Origin of the sequence: Kitasatospora sp. HPM-01-4 (assembly GCF_051374625.1) — a bacterium.
GTDB lineage: Bacteria > Actinomycetota > Actinomycetes > Streptomycetales > Streptomycetaceae > Kitasatospora.
The window spans coordinates 4,963,934-4,982,739 of record NZ_JBPQGP010000005.1 but is presented as its reverse complement, the minus strand read 5'-3'; the positions used below and the strand labels follow the sequence as shown (position 1 = coordinate 4,982,739).

At 69.6% G+C, this 18,806-nt stretch carries 19 protein-coding genes; 8 read left to right on the top strand and 11 right to left on the bottom strand.

What is annotated here, in order from left to right:
- Positions 1–9: 9 nt before the first annotated feature.
- Positions 10–369: an NADH-quinone oxidoreductase subunit A gene (locus tag ACSMTC_RS21700; RefSeq protein ID WP_014137597.1), complete on the bottom strand. Its 360-nt coding sequence runs from the start codon at positions 367–369 to the stop codon at positions 10–12.
- An 829-nt stretch (positions 370–1,198) separates the two neighbouring features.
- Between ACSMTC_RS21700 and ACSMTC_RS21695 the strand changes: the two genes are divergently transcribed.
- Positions 1,199–2,233, top strand: a complete 1,035-nt coding sequence (locus tag ACSMTC_RS21695; protein ID WP_436564760.1) for a hypothetical protein — start codon at positions 1,199–1,201, stop codon at positions 2,231–2,233.
- Positions 2,234–2,508: 275 nt separating this feature from the next.
- On the opposite strand, the gene ACSMTC_RS21690 is transcribed toward ACSMTC_RS21695, so the two are convergent.
- Complete coding sequence (locus tag ACSMTC_RS21690; protein ID WP_436561372.1) at positions 2,509–2,997, bottom strand: NUDIX domain-containing protein; 489 nt, start codon at positions 2,995–2,997, stop codon at positions 2,509–2,511.
- A 74-nt stretch (positions 2,998–3,071) separates the two neighbouring features.
- Positions 3,072–3,428, bottom strand: a complete 357-nt coding sequence (locus ACSMTC_RS21685; protein WP_436561371.1) for a hypothetical protein — start codon at positions 3,426–3,428, stop codon at positions 3,072–3,074.
- A gap of 113 nt (positions 3,429–3,541) precedes the next feature.
- Between ACSMTC_RS21685 and ACSMTC_RS21680 the strand changes: the two genes are divergently transcribed.
- Together ACSMTC_RS21680 and ACSMTC_RS21675 are read left to right on the top strand one after the other, a co-directional pair.
- A complete protein-coding gene (locus ACSMTC_RS21680) occupies positions 3,542–4,375 on the top strand; it encodes a helix-turn-helix domain-containing protein (RefSeq protein WP_436561370.1) in 834 nt (277 codons plus the stop codon).
- On the top strand, positions 4,372–4,581 hold the full coding sequence (locus tag ACSMTC_RS21675) for a DUF397 domain-containing protein (protein WP_436561369.1): 210 nt from the start codon (positions 4,372–4,374) through the stop codon (positions 4,579–4,581). The genes ACSMTC_RS21680 and ACSMTC_RS21675 overlap by 4 nt, the downstream gene beginning before the upstream one ends.
- 208 nt (positions 4,582–4,789) lie before the next feature.
- Here the strand turns inward: ACSMTC_RS21675 and ACSMTC_RS21670 are convergent, their stop codons facing one another.
- Positions 4,790–5,455, bottom strand: a complete 666-nt coding sequence (locus ACSMTC_RS21670; RefSeq protein ID WP_436561368.1) for a CatB-related O-acetyltransferase — start codon at positions 5,453–5,455, stop codon at positions 4,790–4,792.
- A gap of 116 nt (positions 5,456–5,571) precedes the next feature.
- Here ACSMTC_RS21670 and ACSMTC_RS21665 point away from each other — a divergent pair, with 116 nt between their 5' ends.
- The 3 genes from ACSMTC_RS21665 (at position 5,572) to ACSMTC_RS21655 (ending at position 10,264) form a co-directional block, all read left to right on the top strand.
- Positions 5,572–6,210: a TetR-like C-terminal domain-containing protein gene (locus ACSMTC_RS21665; RefSeq protein ID WP_436561367.1), complete on the top strand. Its 639-nt coding sequence runs from the start codon at positions 5,572–5,574 to the stop codon at positions 6,208–6,210.
- Between the two features lie 96 nt (positions 6,211–6,306).
- Positions 6,307–6,981, top strand: a complete 675-nt coding sequence (locus ACSMTC_RS21660) for a peptidylprolyl isomerase (protein WP_436561366.1) — start codon at positions 6,307–6,309, stop codon at positions 6,979–6,981.
- 127 nt (positions 6,982–7,108) lie between these two features.
- Positions 7,109–10,264 (top strand): DEAD/DEAH box helicase, encoded by a 3,156-nt coding sequence (locus ACSMTC_RS21655; RefSeq protein WP_436561365.1) that lies wholly within the window; start codon positions 7,109–7,111, stop codon positions 10,262–10,264.
- An 88-nt stretch (positions 10,265–10,352) separates the two neighbouring features.
- Here the strand turns inward: ACSMTC_RS21655 and ACSMTC_RS21650 are convergent, their stop codons facing one another.
- The 7 genes from ACSMTC_RS21650 to ACSMTC_RS21620 form a co-directional block, all read right to left on the bottom strand.
- Positions 10,353–10,754 carry a hypothetical protein gene (locus tag ACSMTC_RS21650; RefSeq protein WP_436561364.1) on the bottom strand — a complete coding sequence of 134 codons (402 nt, stop codon included), beginning with the start codon at positions 10,752–10,754 and terminating at the stop codon, positions 10,353–10,355.
- Positions 10,755–10,861: 107 nt separating this feature from the next.
- Positions 10,862–12,166 carry a geranylgeranyl reductase family protein gene (locus tag ACSMTC_RS21645; protein WP_436561363.1) on the bottom strand — a complete coding sequence of 435 codons (1,305 nt, stop codon included), beginning with the start codon at positions 12,164–12,166 and terminating at the stop codon, positions 10,862–10,864.
- Positions 12,167–12,414: 248 nt separating this feature from the next.
- Positions 12,415–13,107: a demethylmenaquinone methyltransferase gene (locus ACSMTC_RS21640; protein ID WP_436561362.1), complete on the bottom strand. Its 693-nt coding sequence runs from the start codon at positions 13,105–13,107 to the stop codon at positions 12,415–12,417.
- A gap of 57 nt (positions 13,108–13,164) precedes the next feature.
- Positions 13,165–13,782 carry a hypothetical protein gene (locus ACSMTC_RS21635; RefSeq protein ID WP_436561361.1) on the bottom strand — a complete coding sequence of 206 codons (618 nt, stop codon included), beginning with the start codon at positions 13,780–13,782 and terminating at the stop codon, positions 13,165–13,167.
- A gap of 232 nt (positions 13,783–14,014) precedes the next feature.
- Positions 14,015–14,632 carry an amidohydrolase family protein gene (locus ACSMTC_RS21630; RefSeq protein ID WP_436561360.1) on the bottom strand — a complete coding sequence of 206 codons (618 nt, stop codon included), beginning with the start codon at positions 14,630–14,632 and terminating at the stop codon, positions 14,015–14,017.
- A gap of 33 nt (positions 14,633–14,665) precedes the next feature.
- Positions 14,666–15,943, bottom strand: coding sequence for a cyclic dehypoxanthinyl futalosine synthase (gene mqnC / locus ACSMTC_RS21625; RefSeq protein ID WP_436561359.1), 1,278 nt, complete (start codon positions 15,941–15,943; stop codon positions 14,666–14,668).
- A gap of 184 nt (positions 15,944–16,127) precedes the next feature.
- The gene (locus ACSMTC_RS21620; RefSeq protein ID WP_436561358.1) at positions 16,128–17,012 is read right to left on the bottom strand and encodes a menaquinone biosynthetic enzyme MqnA/MqnD family protein; all 885 of its coding nucleotides are present in this window, start codon (positions 17,010–17,012) and stop codon (positions 16,128–16,130) included.
- A 416-nt stretch (positions 17,013–17,428) separates the two neighbouring features.
- Here ACSMTC_RS21620 and ACSMTC_RS21615 point away from each other — a divergent pair, with 416 nt between their 5' ends.
- Together ACSMTC_RS21615 and ACSMTC_RS21610 are read left to right on the top strand one after the other, a co-directional pair.
- The gene (locus tag ACSMTC_RS21615; RefSeq protein WP_344637859.1) at positions 17,429–17,632 is read left to right on the top strand and encodes a cold-shock protein; all 204 of its coding nucleotides are present in this window, start codon (positions 17,429–17,431) and stop codon (positions 17,630–17,632) included.
- A gap of 163 nt (positions 17,633–17,795) precedes the next feature.
- Entirely contained in the window at positions 17,796–18,803 is a 1,008-nt protein-coding gene (locus ACSMTC_RS21610; protein ID WP_436561357.1) for a bile acid:sodium symporter family protein, read from the top strand.
- The last annotated feature ends 3 nt before the right edge of the window (positions 18,804–18,806 follow it).

Genomic DNA, 18,806 nt, shown 5'->3' with positions numbered 1-18,806 from the left:
CGGGTTCGCTCAGTCCCACTCCAGACCGCCGCGGCGCCACACGTAGGCGTACGCGACGAAGACGGTGGCGATGAACAGGAGCATCTCGACCAGCCCGAAGATCCCCAGGGCGTCGAAGCTGACCGCCCACGGATAGAGGAAGACGATCTCGATGTCGAAGACGATGAAGAGCATCGCCGTCAGGTAGTACTTGATCGGGAACCGACCGCCGCCCACCGGCTGCGGGGTCGGCTCGATGCCGCATTCGTAGGCCTCCAACTTGGCCCGGTTGTACCGCTTGGGACCGGTGAGTGAGGCCATCACGACGGAGCCGACCGCGAACGCCGCCGCGATGGCACCGAGTACGAGGATCGGCGCGTAGGCATTCATAGCCCCCGCTCCCTCCGTCCAGTCGTCCTTGACTGCAGATCGGAACCGACGGGTCACACTGCGGTGAACCCGCGATCCGGTTCCCCGGACCCGCCTCATGTGAGGCAGTTCACAAAGCCCCGGATCGAGCGCATCCTATGCCCGTCCGCTTGTGATCTGCGACACGCAGTTCCCGTCGATCTTTGTGATCTACGCCACCTGACAAACGATCGCCAAGGCGATCAAGCCACGATTCATCAACGCAACGAAGGCAAATGAACACATACCGTCGCATTCTCCTGTGAAGCGACTGGTCAGAGGCACCTGCCTATATCAATGATGCGGCGTGCCACGCAAATCCCATGGCTTCATGTTGACGTGATAAAGGGGCTCACTCGCCAGGGTGGATCATCTCGAACGCGCGCTTGACCTTTCGTTCACAAGCTCACGAGAGGCGGGGAGAACGAACTCCTGTACGAAAATCTGCATGAGGATTCGCGTCGCGCTCGCGGGCGCCACGGTCGCGCGGGCGCCCTCGGGGTGCCGACGCGGTCCTCGTGGCTGCCCGCCCGGCCACCCCTGCGGCCGGCATCCCGCAGTCCCGGAAGGGAGGATGGACGGCCCCCTTCCGGGGGTCAAACCCCTCTGAAACCGGTGCACTTCACTACGCCAGGACGCGGATCAAGGCTGCCGACCAGCGGCTTGGTACCCTGCGCCATCAATGTGCTACGTTCCGTGACATCAACAGAACATGGGCGACCCCGGCGGTGCTACAACACCCCGGGGTCCGGCACCAGGAGCCAGAACTCCGATGCGCGTACATCGTACCGAACACACGCGTAACTTCCTCGTGTTGTCGAACCACGTGCTGCAGAACCGTCGACTCAGCTACACCGCCCGTGGCCTGCTGGGCGATCTCCTCTCCCGCCCGGACGGCTGGCGCGAGGACTGCCGGCAGATGGCCGACTCCAGCCCGCAGGGGCGCGCCGCGGTCCGCAAGGCCCTCCGCGAGCTGATCGAGGCCGGGCACTACCGGATCGAGAAGGTCCGCATGCCCGACGGCACCATCCGCTCGCAGGCCCACGTCTACGAGGTCCCGCAGCTGCCGGCGGTACCGAGTGTCACCCGTCCGGTCTCCGGCAAAGCGGCAACCGGCCGCGCTGACAGCCCTCTTGTAAAGGACCGGTACCAAGTACCCACCCACCCCGCCGACTTGACCGAGCAGGCCGAGCGGGCCGAGCAGGCCGGCGAGGCGGCCGACCGGCCCGAGGGGCGGGAGGAGTGCGGCGATCCCGATCAGCACCACGAACCCGCCGCTCGCGCCGCTCCCGCTGCTCCTGCTGCTCCTGCCGATCCCGTTCAACAGCCTCCGGCCGCACCGGTACCGGACGAACAGATCCGGCAGGCGGCCGCGACGCTGTTCCGGGTGATCCGACCGGAACCGCGCCTGCGCCTGGGTGAAGCCGAAGCCGTCGAACTCGCGCCGCTGGTCGCCCAGTGGCTGGATCGCGGCAGCACCCCCGGCGACCTGGCCCAGGCCCTGCTGCCCGGCCTGCCCGCCATCGTGCACTGCCCCGCAGGAGTGGTCCGCGACCGCCTGAAGCGCAAGATGCCGCCCACTCCCGGATCCGCCCCCGACCCCGGACTGCCCTTGGCGGCCCGGTACTCCGAGTGCGCCGAGTGCCACGATCCCGTGCCCTCGCCGGGCATCTGCCGCGCCTGTGCGGGCCTCGGCACGCCGACGGTCGCGGTCGGCGGCGGCGCCCTGGTGGCCGCCGCCGGGGCCGCACGCGTCAGAGCGGCAATGCGCGCGGTCAGAGGCGGTCCGGCCTCCGGGTCGGCCTCGGGGTCGAACTCCAGGTGGTCCGTGGCCGTACCCGCGTGACGACCGCCGGCTCACTGGCTCACCGGCCCCATGGTCGCTCGAAGTTCACTCCATCACGGGAGAGTTGGGACCAATCCGGCCCTCAGAGGGCAGGCCTCTCGGGGGATCGCGATGGGCCCCGGCCAGGCCGTGCACAAGTGGCCTGGCCGGGGTGGTCGGCCGGTCCTCGGGGAGCCCGATCCCCTGTTCCGGCCTGCCGCTTCGGGAGATCCAGGAACCCTCCACGGCGCCCGCGACCGGCAGTGGCGCTGCGGTGGCGGGGGCTCGAGTCGCCGTCAGTCCGCGATGGCGCGGCCTTCGACGTGGTAGACGGGCGCGAACGGGTCGGTGAGGCGCAGCAGGGCGGACCAGATGCGGTGGGTCTGGTCGTCGGTGCAGCGGTCGGGGATGAAGTCGGGTTCGACCCAGGCGATTTCGCTGATGGCGGCGAGCGCCTTGGCCGGGATGGTGGCGGTGGCGGCAGTCTGCGCGGAGACCTGGGCGGTGAAGATGTGGTCGATGCTCTGGAGTGCGTGCATCCCGGGCGTGACGTCGATGATGAGGGCGTCGGCGAAGGGCAGGTCCAGCCCGGTTCTCGCTCGTACGGTGCGCGTGGCGGCGAGGTGCGGCAATTCACCCTGGCGGGCGATACCGCCGGGCAGGGTCCAGCCGTCCTGGTCGTCCCGGTTGACCAGCAGGACGAAGCCTCGCGGATTGGTGATCAGGGCCTGGCATCCCACCCGGATCCGGGACTGTTCGCCAGGGGCGATGTCAGCGTGCGCCATCAGCGCTTCTCACTCTCGGTTGCGCCAGTAGGTGGTGCCCCGCACGGGGCGGCAGGGTGTCGCACGGCGGACCGCTACGCGCTCAACTCCCGCCCGACGACGTACAGTCCGTCACGCGGAAGAGCGGGGGCCACGCCGCAGTCGGCGAGCATGCGAGCCACCAGGGACCAGGACTCCCCGTCGATCAGCCGGCCGGTCAGCCTGGCGTATTCCGTCAGCACCTCGGCCAGCGCCCGCGCCACACGTGCGTGACAGCCTCCGAGCGAGACGTGAGGCCCCTCGTGCACCCCGCGCCCGCTCACGACGGGCATCACGTCGATGCCGGACGGCAGACCCGCGAGCTGCCAGGCGGTCTCCACGGCATCCGCCGCCGCCTCGGCTTCCGCGCGGTACTCGCGGAGTCTGTTCGTCTCGCTCTCCAGCCCACTCATGTGCACACTCCGTCCCGAGGTCGTTGCGTTCCGCTACCGACGGCGACTCACTGTCCCCTACCATCTGGGACTGTTCAACTTGTCCCGCACACCGGTGGAATAGGACATGGCCTTTGAACCGCAGGGAACTTGACCCGAAGTCATCCCCGCGTGCAGCGTTCGGCGCACAACTTCGCAGCTCACGCGAAGCACGGGACTGGACCCAGGGCGAGCTGGGCGAGCGCATGGGAGGGTACTCGGACAGCTACATCTCCGCCGTAGAAACGGGTCGTAAATCCACCTCCCGTGACTTCGCCAGAGCGGCTGACAAGGCGTTCGGAACCGGTCAGACACTCGAACTGATGTGGATCGGCCTGCGGCGCAAGGGATTCATCGAAGGGTTCCCGGAGCACGCTGCCCAGGAGGCCCGCGCGGCAGAGATCCGGATCTTCGAACCGAACATGGTCCCAGGCCTGCTCCAGACCCGGGCGTACGCCACTGCCCTGGAAGCTGCGGCAGTCCAGCGCGGTAGTACCACGCCAGATCAGGCGGAAGAGCGCGTAAAGTTCCTGGCCACCCGGCAGCGCCTTCTCAAGCGGCCAACACCCCCACTCATCCACGCGGTGATGGACGAGAGCGTCATCCGTCGGCCGGTGGGCGGCCTGGAGACCATGCACGCACAGCTTGACCACCTGGCCGAGCTGGCAGGGCGCCCTCACGTGCTACTCCAGGTGGCTCCGTACGCCTTGGCCGAGCATGCTCCGTTTCGGTCCGTCATCACCCTGTTGACCTTTGCTGACCGGTCCGTGGTCGGCTACACCGAATCAGCGGAACAGGGCTACGTCGTGCGGAAGGACGAGACTGTCAGGGACTGGGAGAGGGCTTACGATCGGCTGCAGGTGGAAGCGCTGACCAGAGCCGCATCCCTCGATCTCATCCGCAAGGCACGAAAGGAACTTCAGCAATGACCGACCCAGACCTGTCCGGCGCTTCCTGGTTCAAGTCGAGCTACAGCGGCAACGGCGGTACCTGTGTGGAGGTTTCGCCCGACTTCCCCGGAGTCGTCCCCGTCCGGGACTCGAAGGACCCCGAGGGACCTTCTCTGATCTTCTCCACCGACGCCTTCGCCGCCTTCGTGGCAGGCGTGAAGAGCGGTGAGTACGGCGCCGTCTGACGAACGACAGCACAGGGCGGGACTCCACCGGTGAAGGTTTCTGGTGGGGTCTCGTTGCGTCTCAGTGGATGCGCTCGCGGCACTGCCGATCGATGACTGACGGCCCAACCGCCCTGACACATACGGTGATTGATCCCGCCCCTGGCCCGCCGGGTACGCGAGTGAGCCCGCACAGCGCCCGCCCTGCGCCCCCGAGCGCCCTTCGCCGCTATCCCTCGCCCAGCAGCCCGTTCCGCCGGGCGATCTCCTCGATCTCCGCCGGCGTACCCGACATGATCACGCGAAGGTGCTCGGTGACCAGCTCGACCGGCCAGTGCCACCACGCGGCCCTGAGCAGCCGCTCGACGTCCTCGTCGTCGAACCGCCGCCGGATCGGCCGCGCGGGATTGCCGCCCACGATGGTGTACGGCGCGACGTCCGCGGTGACCACCGCGCCGGTCGCGATGATCGCGCCGTCGCCGATCCGCACCCCCGGCATCACCGTGACGCCGTAGCCGAACCAGACGTCGTGCCCGACCACCGTGTCGCCGCGGCTCGGCATCCCGGTGACCAGGTCGAGCGTCCGCTCGGTCCAGGTGCCCCCGAACATGGTGAACGGGAAGGTCGAAACGCCCATCGTGGGGTGCTCGGCGCCCGCCATCAGGAAGCGGGTACCGCTCGCGATCGCGCAGTACCGGCCGATCACCAGCCGCTCGGGCCCGTACGCGTACAGCACGTTGCGCCGCTCGAACCCGGTCGCGCCGTCCGGGTCGTCGTAGTAGGTGTACTCGCCCACCTCGATCCGCGGATCGGTGACCAGGTTGCGCAGCAGGACGACGCGGTCGTGCCCGGCCAGCGGGTGCAGGACGGCGGGGTCGGGGATCACATCGGGCACAGCGGCACCTCCGGAACTCGGACTCGGTCAGACCTAACGCGACCAACGTCGCATTAATATGGATCATGCCAGCGTCGTCACCGGCCTGGCAACTCTTAATGCGACTGGAGTCGACTTTGTCTAACGCCACCCCGACACCCCGCCCGGGCGGCCGGAGCGCCCGCGTCCTGGCCGACGTCGTCGCGGCCACCCTCGCCGAGGTCACCGAGAAGCCGTACGACCGGCTCACCGTGGACGCGGTCGCCACCCGGTCCGGCGTCCACAAGGCCACCCTCTACCGCCGCTGGGGCGGCATGGACGGCCTGATCGCCCAGGCCCTCACCACCTCCGCCGAACAGCCCTGGCCCATCCCCGACACCGGCTCGGTCGACGAGGACGTCCGCCTGCTCGCCCACGAGGTGTACGCCACCTTCACCGACCCCGGACTGCGCACCACCCCGACCGCCCTGATCGCCGCCGCCCTCCGCTCACCCCAGGGCTCCGAGGCTCTGCACGCCTTCTTCACCGCCCGGCACCGGCAGGCCTCCGCGGTTGCCGCCCGGGGCGTCGAACGCGGCGAACTCCCGTCCGGCACCGACCCGGTGGAGCTGGTCCGGGCCGCGACCGCCCCCCTCTACCACCGCCTCTTCCTGACCGGCGAACCCCTCGACGAGCCCACCGCCGCCCGCGCCGCGGCCGCCGCCCTGCTCGCCGCACGCGCGGGTCTCTTCCCCGCCCAGCCGCAGTCCGACTCCGCCTCCCCGCAGCCTCTCTGACACCCGTCCGCCCCACGCATACCGGGCTCACCCCCAGGGCATCAGTGAGTACGCCATGCCAACTGCCTTGGCACACAACCCGGGAGGGAACCCCGTATGAAGCACAAGCACTGGGCACTGCCACTCGCCGCCGCCATCGCCCTGCCCCTCGGCCTCACCACCACCGGAGCCGAGGCGGCGACCCCCAGCCCCGCGCCCACGCCCGCGCCCGCCACCTGCACCTACACACCGGCCGTCCCGGCCGACAACTTCAAGGGCATACCGGTCTTCGACCCGGCCAAGGCCGCCAAGCCCTACCACGCCACCCTGCGGACCAACCAGGGCGCCATCACCTTCCAGGCGCTGACCACCAAGGCCCCCTGCACCACCTTCTCCTTCCGCTTCCTCGCCGAGCACTCCTACTTCAACCGCACCCACTGCCACCGGCTCACCACCAAGGGGATCTACGTCCTCCAGTGCGGCGACCCCACCGGCACCGGCAGCGGCGGCCCCGGCTACTCCTTCCCCGACGAGAACCTCACCGGCGCCACCTACCCCGCCGGCACCGTGGCCATGGCCAACGCCGGCCCCAACACCAACGGCAGCCAGTTCTTCTTCGTCTGGAAAGACACCAAGCTCTCCCCCGCCTACACCCCCTTCGGCCGCATCACCGCCGGCCTGGACGTCCTCCAGAAGATCGCCGCCGCCGGCGAGGACGACCAGAACAACCCCGGCGACGGCTACCCCACCCTCCCCGTCAACATCCGCCAGGTCCACATCACCAACCACTGACGCCCAACTCCCGTACGGCAGCGGCCGACCCGCGCCGTACGGGTCCGTTCGCCGTCCACAGAGCCCATCTGTCAGAGCATCAGGTTAGATACATGGGGCAGACCTCATGAACTGACGGGAGCAAATGGTGGCCGAGCCGAACAGCCGGATCCTGCAGCCGATTCCGGGCCTTTATGAGCAGGTGGTCACGGAGTCCCTGGCGGAACGACTCGCGGGTTTCGACGAGTCCGGCTGGCACATCGCGGAACGCGAGGTGGGAAGTGAGTCGTCGTCCTCCGTACTCGCCCGCCATCTGGGTTCCACCATTCAGCAGGCCCTGTCCGCCCTGGATCCCAAGGAGCGGGTCGACGTCGCCAACAAGGTGCTTGGCGCACTGGCCGAGCACGCCAAGACGAGCGAGTTCGCCGACCCGGTCGTCTCCGGCTCACGTGACTCCGGGCCCCGCGAACTCGTCGCCATCGCCGAGAAGCAGGCACCCGGCGTCTACAGTGTTCGGCCGCTGACTCCGTTGTCGGAGAGCGCGTTGCTGACCAATGCCCCCGAGGAGCAGACCCTCGGCCACGAACTACGCGCTGAACTCGCGACCGCTGACCGCGTCGATCTCCTGTGCGCCTTCGTCAAGTGGACCGGGCTCCGGGTGATCGAGGAACAACTTCGCGGTCTCAAGGAGCGCGGCGTGAAGCTCCGGGTCATCACCACCACCTACCTCGGAGCGACCGAGCGAACCGCACTCGATCGGCTGGTCCGCGACTTCGGTGCGGAGGTGAAGGTCAACTACGAAATCAGGTCCACCCGGCTGCATGCCAAGGCCTGGCTGTTCCGCCGTGCCACCGGCTACGACACGGCGTATGTCGGCAGTTCCAACCTGTCGCGGGCCGCGCTCCTGGACGGCCTGGAGTGGAACGTCCGGCTCTCCGCCGTGGCAACGCCCGCCGCGCTGCGGAAGTTCGAAGCCACCTTCGACTCCTACTGGGCGAACCCGGCCTTCAAGAACTACGACCCCGACGCGGACGCCGACGAGCTGGACCAGGCTCTCCACCAGGCCGGTAGCAGCGAGCGCCCCGACGACCGAAAGATCTCGCTTTCCGGCCTGGAGGTGCGGCCGTACCAACACCAGAAGGACATGCTCGAACGCCTCGGCGTGGAACGCGAGGTGCACGACCACCACCGAAACCTGCTGGTCTCGGCCACCGGAACCGGCAAGACGATCACGGCCGCGCTGGACTACCGAGCACTCTGCCAACAGCTTGGCAGAACCCCGTCCCTGCTCTTCGTCGCTCACCGAGAGGAGATCCTCACGCAGTCGCTCCGCGCCTACCGCGAGGTGCTGGCCGACGGTACCTTCGGTGAGCTCATGGTCGGCGGCCGTCGCCCCGAGGAGTGGCGGCATGTCTTCGCCAGCGTCCAGTCACTGCATGCCCGAGGGCTCGGCGAGTTCGCACCTGATCAGTTCGATGTGATCGTCATCGACGAATTCCACCATGCCGAGGCCACCACCTACCGAAGGATCATCGACCACTTCAAACCGGTGGAACTGCTCGGCCTGACCGCCACCCCCGAGCGCGCCGACGGCAAGCGGGTCCAGGACGAGTTCTTCGAGGGGAGGATCGCGGCCGAGATGCGGCTGTGGCAGGCCCTTGAGGAGGATCTACTCTGCCCGTTCCACTACTTCGGGGTCCACGACAACACCGATCTGAGTGCCGTCCGCTGGCGTCAGGGCGCCTATGACAGCGCCGAGCTGACGAACGTGCTCACCGCCGGTGACGCCCAGGCGCGGCAGGTCGTGAAGGCCGTCCGCGAAAAGATCGCCAACCCATCGGCCATACGTGCGCTCGGCTTCTGCGTCTCGGTGCGGCACGCCGAACACATGGCGGACGCCTTCCGCAGGGTTGGGTTCGCCGCCGTCGCGCTGTCGGGAAACACCCCCTCGAACCAGCGCAAGGAAGCGCTGGACAGACTGAGGAGCGGCGAGCTCCAAGTCCTCTTCACCGTTGACCTGTTCAACGAAGGCCTGGACCTCCCGGATGTGGACACCCTCCTGTTGCTCAGGCCCACCTCCAGCGCCACCATCTTCCTTCAGCAGCTCGGCCGCGGGCTGCGCCGCTCACCCGGCAAGTCGGTGCTGACCGTGCTCGACTTCATCGGCTATCAGCGCAAGGAATTCCGGTTCGAGGAGCAGTTCGGCGCACTGACCGGCCAGACCCGCAACCGACTTGTCGACTCCATGGAGAACGACTTCCCGCTGCTCCCGTCGGGCTGCCAGATCGTGCTCGACCGGGTGGCCAAGGACATCGTCCTCACGAACATCAAGGAGCAACTCAACGCCAACATCAAAACCCTTGTCCAGGAAGTTCGGTCGTACCGCGAACCACTGCTGCGGACCTACCTCTTCGAGAGCCGTCGCGACATCGGCCAGATCTACGCCCGCCACTCCTGGACAGGCATCCTGCGACGTGCAGGACTCATCGACGATCCCGCCCCCGATGGCGAAGAAGCGCTCCTGAAGCGCGTCTTCGCCCTGCTGCACGTGGACGACCCGGATCGAGTACAGGCCTACACTCTCCTGCTCTCCGACGATGCGCCGCTCCATGCTGATCTCGATCGCCGGATGCAGACCTACGCCGCCATGCTGTTCTTCTCACTCTGGCCGAACGGTGGCGGTTTCGCTTCGATCGACGCTGGCCTGCGGTCGCTTCGAGTCCAGCCGAGGCTGCGCAATGAGCTCCGCCAGGTCCTCGCCTATGGCCTTGAGAGCGCAACACACGCCCCCAAGCCGCTTGGCCTCAGCCTCGGCGCGCTCACCGGTACCCCTCTTGCCGTCCACGCCCACTACAACACGCCCGAGATACTGGCTGCGCTCCGCCTAGCCTCCTTGAAGCGTCTCCCCTCCACCTTCCAGTCCGGCGTGGCCTGGTGCGAAGAGACCGAGACGGACGCGCTGCTGGTCACGATCAACAAGGACGCCAAGGACTTCTCCGAGAGCATCCGCTACCGGGACTACGCCCTGAGCGAGGACCACTTCCACTGGGACTCGCAGAACAGCACGTCCGCAACCTCGCCGACCGGTGTTCGCTACCAGAAGCACCGAGAGCGCGGTTCCAACGTGCTCCTGTTCGTTCGCCAGTTCAAGAGGAACGAATACGGCAAGCCGTCACCGTACGTACTTCTTGGACCGGCATGCTACGTCTCGCACAAGGGCGAACGCCCCATGGCTGTCACCTGGCGGCTCCAGACTCCGCTGCCCTCCGATGTCCAGCACTTCACCGCGATCACCGCAGGATGAACCCAGCCGTCACACGGAGCTGTTACGGACGGCCTTCATGACCAACGTGGCCGTAACCGGAGCTACTGACCTTGCCTGGGCGCACCGGTCACGCCCCGCAGTTGAACGGGTCCAGCTCCGGTGGGTCGAGCGCGGTCCACAGCGAGAGGGTGTCGGCCACGAGCAGGACGGCCACGAGGAGCAGCAGCAAGGCCAGCCCCGCCTGGGTGGCGCGGACCGGTGCTCCGCCGCCTCGCGGGGCGGTGGCGATGAGGCGGACCAGCCAGATCGCGGTGATCAGGGTGAGGAGGGTGGCGAGGGCGCCGAGGCCGATGACGAGTGGTGGGACCGGGCCGGCGTGGTGGCAGTGCCTGGTGGGCTCGCGGACGTAGTGGTCGTAGAGCATGCCGTCGGTGATCTCGGCGGCCACCGAGGCCACGCACAGCAGGAAGGCCCACAGGGCCGCGCGCAACCACAGGCGCCGGTCCGGCAGTTGGCCGTTGTCGAGCACGTACGTCCCCCGTCGAATCCGGCCGCCCGCTCCCTGGACAGCGCGCCGGGCAGCGCGCCAGGGAGCGTAACGGCGTCAACGGGACACGGCAAACCCGGCGGCAGGGGTCAGGCGTTGGGCGCGACCTTGGCCAGGCCGTTGATGATGCGGTCCATGGCGTCGCCGCCCTGAGGGTCGGTCAGGTTGGCGAGCATCTTGAGGACGAACTTCATCAGCATGGGGTGGGTCAGGCCGCGCTGGGTGGCGAGCTGCATGACCTTCGGGTTGCCGATCAGCTTCACGAAGCCCCGGCCGAGCGTGTAGTAGCCGCCGTAGACGTCCTTGAGGATGCGGGGGTAGGCCTGCAGGGCGCGCTCCCGGCCGGCAGGGGTGACCCGGGCGTGGGCCTGGACGATGACGCCGGCGGCGATCTGGCCGGATTCCATCGCGTAGGCGATGCCCTCGCCGTTGAACGGGTTGACCATGCCGCCCGCGTCGCCGACCAGCAGCAGGCCGCGGGTGTAGTGCGGCTGCCGGTTGAAGGCCATCGGCAGAGCGGCGCCGCGGATCGGGTCGGTCATGTTCTCGGGGGTGTACCCCCACTCCTCGGGCATGCCGGCGCACCAGGTCTTCAGCACCTCGCGCCAGTCCAGCTCACCGAAGGAGGAAGAGGAGTTGAGGATGCCGAGGCCGACATTCGAGGTGCCGTCACCCATGCCGAAGATCCAGCCGTAGCCGGGCATCAGCTCACGCCGGCCGCCGCGGGTGTCCCAGAGCTCCAGCCAGGACTCCAGGTAGTCGTCGTCGTGGCGCGGGGACTTGAAGTACGTCCGGTACGCGACGCCCATCGGGCGGTCCTCGCGGCGGTGCAGGCCCATGGCGAGGGAGAGCCGGGTGGAGTTGCCGTCGGCGGCGACCACCAGCGGGGCGCGGAACGTCACCGGGCGCTTCTCCTCGCCCAGCTTGGCGGTGACACCGACGATCCGGCCGGTGCGGTCGTCCAGCACCGGGCCGCTGACGTTGCACCGCTCGTACAGCCGGGCGCCGGCCTTCTGGGCCTGCCGGGCGAGCAGTTCGTCGAAGTCCGCGCGCTTGCGGACCAGGCCGTAGTCGGGGAACGCGGAGAGCTCGGGCCAGTCCAGTTCCAGCCGGACGCCGCCGCCGACGATCCGCAGTCCCCGGTTGTGCAGCCAGCCGTTCTCGGTGGAGACGTCGATGCCCATGTCGACCAGCTGCTTGGTGGCGCGCGGGGTCAGACCGTCGCCGCAGATCTTCTCGCGCGGGAACGCGGTCTTCTCCAGCAGCAGCACGTCGAGGCCGGCCTGCGCCAGGTAGTACGCGGTGGTCGAGCCCGCCGGGCCGGCACCGACCACGATGACGTCGGCGCTGCTCTCGACGGTGTCGGCGCTCGGGTCGACTGCGGTCTCGGACACGGTGGGCACACTCCTGCGGGCGGCGGGTCGGACTTGGCAACGACGAGCACGCCCGGGCCTGGGAGGGCCGAAGCGGGCTCGCACGAGTCTAACGAGGGCGGATCAAGGCGGTGGTCGGCGCCTGCCGGCGCTCAAGGACGCCCCGTGGGGCCGGAAGGGCCCCACGAAGCTCGGCGGCGTCCCGCGGAGCGCCGTGGCGACCCGCGGGGCTGTGGCGTCCCGCGGGGCTCGGAGGCGTCCCGCGGGGTTCAGAGGTTGAAGCCCCGGTGCAGGGCGACGATCCCGCCGGTGAGGTTGCGCCAGGCGACCTTGGACCAGCCGGCCTCCTGCAGCCTGACGGCCAGCGCGGGCTGGTCGGGCCAGCTCCGGATCGACTCGGCGAGGTAGACGTACGCGTCCGGGTTGCTGCTGACGGCGGTCGCCACCGGCGGCAGGGCGCGCATCAGGTACTCGGTGTAGACGGTCCGGAAGGGCGTCCAGGTCGGGGTGGAGAACTCGCAGATCACCAGCTTCCCGCCGGGCTTGGTGACCCGGCGCATCTCGCGCAGCGCGGCGTCGGTGTCGTGGACGTTGCGCAGGGCGAAGGAGATGGTGACGGCGTCGAAGGTGCCGTCGGCGAACGGCAGCCGGGTGGCGTCCCCGGCGGTCAGGGCCAGCTCGGGGTGGCGGCGCTTGCCCTCGGTGAGCATGCCGACGGAGAAGTCGCACGGTACGACCTTCGCCCCGGCGTCCGCGAAGGGCAGCGAGGAGGTGCCGGTGCCGGCGCCGAGGTCGAGCACCAGCTCACCCGGCCCGGCGTCCACCGCGTCGGCGACCGCGCGCCGCCAGGCGCGGGCCTGGCCGAGCGAGATCACGTCGTTGGTGCGGTCGTACTTGGCCGCGACATCGTCGAACATCGCGGCGACTTCGTGCGGCTGCTTGTCCAGGGAGGCTCGGGTCACGTACCCCATTCTTCACCCTGGTGGCCACCGGCCCGCCGAGGGGTGTGCACACACCGCTCAGCGCAGCGCGCGCCGCCCGCCCCTGCGCCGCCGCCGGGAGCGCTTGCCATGGGTGATCGAGGGCATCCCCTCGCCCAGTGCCTCGGTGGCGAAGGCGACGGTGGTGCTGATCCGGCCGCTGCGGCCGCGTCCGCGGGTCCGCAGCCGGACGTACTGCCCGGCGGACTGGACGGCCCGCCGGTGCCGCCAGATCCGGACCACGCAGCCGGCGAACAGCAGCAGCGCCACCGGCACGCTGATCCGGGCCAGCCCGACCCCGGCCGGCTGGGGGTAGCGCTTGCCGCAGACCCGGACGGCGCTCAGGTCGTCGGCGGCGTGCTCCAGGCAGATCCGGTCGCCGACCTTGGCACCCTCGGGCAGCCAGAGGTCGGCCGCGGTGCGCTGACGCCCGTCGACCTCGTAGCTGACCGTGCTGTAGGTGGCGCTGCCGGCGGGGAGCTGGGTGACGGTGCCCTCGGTGCGGACGGGGTGGGCGGCGATCCGTTCCGCCTGGTCGGCCTGGCGCCAGCCGAGCAGGCACATCCCGACCGCGAGCACGGCGCTGAGCACTGCGGCGAGGTACCAGCCTCGGCCGAGGCGCGCGCTGCGAAAGCGGGGGACGGTCGCGGATCGCATGGTTCCTGTCCTGGCTGCCGGACAGGGCCCCCGGGGGAGGGGCCCGATGGTGAGGTGACCCGTCCAGCCGCTGGGGAGGCGATCTGAGGGGCTGTCCGGGATCGTAGCCGCTGGCGGGGGCTCAGGTCACGGCAACGATCAATCAGTTCATCGGACTGTCCAGCTTTCGCGCCGGTTTCCGGCCAGATTCCGTCCGTATACCAGCCACCCTTCGGTCGCACCGGGCGTTTCCTCAGCGCCGCCGGTACAGCAGCCTTCCGCCGAGCACCGTGGCCAGACAGCGGCCCGCGCCCGCCGACTCCAGCTCGGCGACCGAACTCACATCGAAGACCGCGAAGTCCGCCCGCCCGCCGACGGCCAGCGGCCGGTGTACGGCCTGCGCCAGTCCGGTGCCGGCCAGCGGGTCCAGACCGCCCTCGGCACCGTCGCCGTCCAGCGCGACCAGCCCGGACCTGGCCACCGCGGTGCGCACCACGGGCAGCTCGAAGGGCCCAGCGACCGCCGTGGTCCCGTACGCCAGCATCCGCTGCAGACCGCGTCTGGCGCTGCCGCCCCGCCGCTCCTGGTCCAGCTCGCCGAAGAGCCCGGCGGCGGCCGCCTCGGTCAGCGGCTCACTGCCCAGCTCCTCCCGGGGGTCCGGGTGGTACGCCCGCTCCAGCAGCCACTGGCCGTGCGGATTGCACAGCCCGGGCACCAGCAGCCCGCCCCACGCCCGCTCCCTGGCCCCGGCCACCGCACGGTACGGGCCGATCGCGGCCACCGTCGCGCCGTCGACCAGCACCGCCCCGTCGTGGATCGGCGGGGCGGCGGGGTCGGCCACCAGGACGGCGGCCCGGTGCAGCGTCAGCATCGGTTCGGACAGCCCATCGGCTCGAAGCGGCCGTCAGTTGGAGGAGAGGATCTTCAGCTCGGGGTGCGCCGTGCCGCCCACCGGTCCCTCACCCGAGGGGGCCACGCCCACGCCCCCGCCCTCGATCGCGATGGAGGCGATGTGCGAGGCGACCCGCGGGTCGACCGGGTCGTCGGCCGGGTCGGCCAGCACCCGCAGGTGCTCGTAGGTGGTGGAGCGCTGCGCGGGCACCCGCCCGGCGGTCCGGATCAGGTGGATCAGCTCGGTCAGGTTGGAACGGTGCTTGGCACCGGCCATCGAGACCACGTTCTCCTCCAGCATCACCGAGCCGAGGTCGTCGGCGCCGTAGTGCAGCGAGAGCTGGCCCGCCTCCTTGCCGGTGGTCAGCCAGGAGCCCTGGATGTGCGCCACGTTGTCGAGGAAGAGCCGCGCGATCGCGATCATGCGCAGGTACTCGAAGACGGTGGCCTGGGTGGAGCCCTTGAGGTGGTTGTTCTGCGGCTGGTAGGTGTACGGGATGAAGGCGCGGAAGCCACCCGTACGGTCCTGTACGTCGCGGATCATGCGCAGGTGCTCGATCCGCTCGGCGTTGGTCTCGCCGGTGCCCATCAGCATGGTGGAGGTGGACTCGACGCCCAGGCCGTGCGCGGCCTCCATGATCTCCAGCCAGCGCTCGCCCGACTCCTTCAGCGGGGCGATCGCCTTGCGCGGACGCTCCGGCAGCAGCTCGGCGCCGGCGCCGGCGAAGGAGTCCAGGCCCGCCTTGTGGATCCGGGTGATGGCCTCCTCGATGGAGACGCCCGAGATCCGGGCCATGTGCTCGACCTCGGAGGCGCCCAGCGAGTGGATCACCAGCTGGGGGAACTCGGCCTTGATCGCGGAGAAGGCGCGCTCGTAGTACTCGACGCCGTAGTCGGGGTGGTGCCCGCCCTGGAACATGATCTGGGTGCCGCCCAGCTCGACCGTCTCCGCGCAGCGGCGCAGGATCTCGTCGAGGTCCCGGGACCAGCCCCGGTCGCTCTTCGGCGGCACGTAGAAGGCGCAGAACTTGCAGGCCGTCACACAGACGTTGGTGTAGTTGATGTTCCGCTCGATGATGTACGTCGCGATGTGCTCGGTCCCGGCATACCGGCGGCGGCGGACGGCATCGGCGGCGGAGCCCAGCGCGTGCAGCGGCGCGTGGCGGTAGAGGTCCAGCGCCTCCTCGGGGGTGATCCGGCCCCCGGCGGCCGCACGGTCGAGAACGGCCTGCAGGTCAGTGGCGAGGGGGGTGCCCCCGGCCGAAGGCTGGGGGAGGCTCTGCTCGGACACCTGGCGGGCCTTCTTTCTCTCCGACGTCGGGTCTCCTCGACCGAGCAGGGCAGGGGACGGAGCGCTCGGCCGACATGACCGAACCAGCCTACGCCAGCACGGTTGCGCCGCTTTTGCGCCCCCGCCCCAGCCCTGCCCGGCCGGGTCCTCCGAGGGGTCGGAGCCGCGGCCGGGACCGCGGTGCTCAGCCGACCGGTTGGGCCGACTGGAGCAGTCGTACCGTCACATCGGGTGCGAAACCGCTGTCGTGGCCGGTGCGCCGGGCGAACTCGGCGATGCCCGCCAGCTGCCGTTCACCGAGTGAGAAGTCGAGCGCCTGGCTGAAGTACCGCTCCAGCACGGCCGCGTCGAAGGCCTCCCAGCGGGCCGCCTGCGCGGCGACCTTCCCGGCCTCCGCCAGCGAGAGGTCCCGGGACTCCAGGAAGGCCCGGTGCACGGCCTCGACCAGCTCGGGGTAGCGCTCCACGTAGTCCCGGCGGGCGGCCCAGACCGCGAAGACGAACGGCAGTCCGGTCCACTCCTTCCACATCTCGCCCAGGTCGTGGACGGCCAGCCCCTGCTGCGGCGCCTGCTCCAGGTAGGCCCGCAGCGCGGGGTCGCCGATCAGTACGGCGGCGTCGGCCTGGGCGAGCATCGCCTCCAGATCGGGCGGGCAGCTGAAGTACTCCGGGCGTACGCCCTCTCGCTCCTCAAGCAGCAGGCGCGCCAGGCGCACGGAGGTGCGGCTGGTGGAGCCGAGTGCGACTCTGCGCCCGTCCAGTTCGGCGAGCGGGAGTCGGCTGACGATCACGCAGGACATCACGGGACCGTCGCTGCCGACCGCGATGTCGGGCAGGACCACCAGTTCGTCCGCATGCCTCAGGTACTCGACGCAGGTGATCGGGCCGATGTCGAGCGAGCCGTTCACCAGCTGGTCACTGAGCTTCTCGGGGGTGTCCTTGGTGAGTTCCAGGTCGAGCAGATTGCCCGTCCGGGCCAGTCCCCAGTAGAGGGGCAGACAGTTGAGGAACTGAATATGTCCCACCCGGGGTCTTACCGCCGCCGAGCCACTCGCTTCCCGTCCGGTCACCGCACGCTCCCTCTGGCTGCTCTGTTCGTACTCTCCCCGCAGGGTATGCCTGTCCCCTCGCGGCCCCGACACCAGCCGTCCGGCATGCCGCCGACCGGCTGTCGGCGGCTTCCCGGACGGCCCGCAGACGGCCCCCCGACAGGCTGCCGACACATGGCTGAATCACTGCGACACACCCGGCGATGTGCCTTCGGTCACCCCTGGTCGGGGCCGCCCCCGCGTGCTACCGTTCCACTCAGTTGCAGTTTGATTCCCCTTGCAGTACTTGAAGCCTGCGGAGCATGTAACCGCGGGCTTTTTGTAGTTTTTCAGCATTATCGAAAAACTCCGGAACAATCCGGAGGCAGGGCGATCAGCGCAGCGGACCGGATGCCACACGGTGTGGCCTCCAACACGTCCCTCGCAAGGAGAACGGCATGGCTCAGGGAACCGTCAAGTGGTTCAACGCTGAGAAGGGCTTCGGCTTCATCGCCCAGGAGGGCGGCGGCCCCGACGTCTTCGTCCACTACTCCGCCATCAACGCGAGCGGCTTCCGCTCGCTGGAGGAGAACCAGAACGTCTCGTTCGACGTCACCCAGGGCCCGAAGGGCCCGCAGGCGGAGAACGTCACCGTCATCTGACATCTCCTCTGATGATCTGATCGCTCGGGGCCCTCACCGGCCCGAAGGCGGCCGCCAGGGCCGCCCCCAAGAGCATGACGAGCAGTACCAAGGGGGCCCGCCACGTCTCGTACGCGGCGGGCCCCCTGCCTCTGTCCGCGGCCGGCAAGGGCATGATCGAGCCATGCGCCACCTCCGTGCCGCGCCCGCCGCGGCCAACCGCGCCCTGCACCGGATCGGCATCGACGCCTTCCTCCTGCTGCTGCTCGGCACGGTCGGCCTGGCCACCCTGTTCCCCGCCACCGGTGCCGCGGCCGGCGTGGTCAGCGGTGCGGTGAACGTCGCGGTCGGGCTGCTGTTCTTCCTGTACGGCGCCCGGCTCTCCCCGCAGGAGGCACTGGCCGGCGCCCGGAACTGGCGCCTGCACCTGCTGATCATCGGCTGCACCTACGTCCTCTTCCCGCTGCTCGGGGAGGCTTCCCGGCTGCTCCCGGAGAGCGTGCTGCCGCCCTCGCTCGCCACCGGCGTCCTGTTCCTCACCCTGCTGTCGTCCACCGTCCAGTCGTCCATCGCCTTCACCTCGATGGCGCACGGCAACGTGGCGGCGGCCATCTGCGCCGCCACCTTCTCCAGCCTGCTGGGCATCGTGCTCACCCCGCTGCTGGCGGCCTGGCTGCTCTCCCAGGGCGCGGGAATCCGGCTGAGCGGGGGGCAGATTCTGGACATTGTGCTGCAGCTGCTGATGCCGTTCGCGCTCGGCCAGCTGCTGCGCCGCCGGGTGGGGCCGTGGATGCGGCGCAACCGCGCGGTGACCCTGGTGGTGGACCGGGGCGCCATCCTGCTGATCGTCTACAGCGCCTTCAGCGAGGGCGCCCGGGAGGGCATCTGGGGCCGGGTCACGGCCGGGCAGCTGCTCTGGCTGGCCGCGGTCTGCCTCACCATGCTCGGACTGGTCCTGGTCTTCACCGGCACGGTCGCCCGCCGCCTCGGCTTCGACCGCGCCGACCGGATCACCGTCCAGTTCTGCGGTTCCAAGAAGAGCCTGGCCAACGGCATCCCGCTGGCCACCATCCTGTTCCCGGCCGCCTCGGTCGGTCTGCTGGTCCTGCCCCTGATGCTCTTCCACCAGATCCAGCTGATGGTCTGCACCGTCCTCGCCCAGCGCTGGGGCCGTGCCGTGGCGCAGCCCTGACGC

Coding starts and splice junctions, on each gene's coding strand:
- ACSMTC_RS21700 (WP_014137597.1), bottom strand. CDS start 369: ATGAATGCCTACGCGCCGATCCTCGTACTCGGTGCCATCGCGGCGGCG.
- ACSMTC_RS21690 (WP_436561372.1), bottom strand. CDS start 2,997: ATGGCGCACGCTGACATCGCCCCTGGCGAACAGTCCCGGATCCGGGTG.
- ACSMTC_RS21685 (WP_436561371.1), bottom strand. CDS start 3,428: ATGAGTGGGCTGGAGAGCGAGACGAACAGACTCCGCGAGTACCGCGCG.
- ACSMTC_RS21675 (WP_436561369.1), top strand. CDS start 4,372: ATGACCGACCCAGACCTGTCCGGCGCTTCCTGGTTCAAGTCGAGCTAC.
- ACSMTC_RS21660 (WP_436561366.1), top strand. CDS start 6,307: ATGAAGCACAAGCACTGGGCACTGCCACTCGCCGCCGCCATCGCCCTG.
- ACSMTC_RS21635 (WP_436561361.1), bottom strand. CDS start 13,782: ATGCGATCCGCGACCGTCCCCCGCTTTCGCAGCGCGCGCCTCGGCCGA.
- ACSMTC_RS21630 (WP_436561360.1), bottom strand. CDS start 14,632: ATGCTGACGCTGCACCGGGCCGCCGTCCTGGTGGCCGACCCCGCCGCC.
- ACSMTC_RS21615 (WP_344637859.1), top strand. CDS start 17,429: ATGGCTCAGGGAACCGTCAAGTGGTTCAACGCTGAGAAGGGCTTCGGC.
- ACSMTC_RS21610 (WP_436561357.1), top strand. CDS start 17,796: ATGCGCCACCTCCGTGCCGCGCCCGCCGCGGCCAACCGCGCCCTGCAC.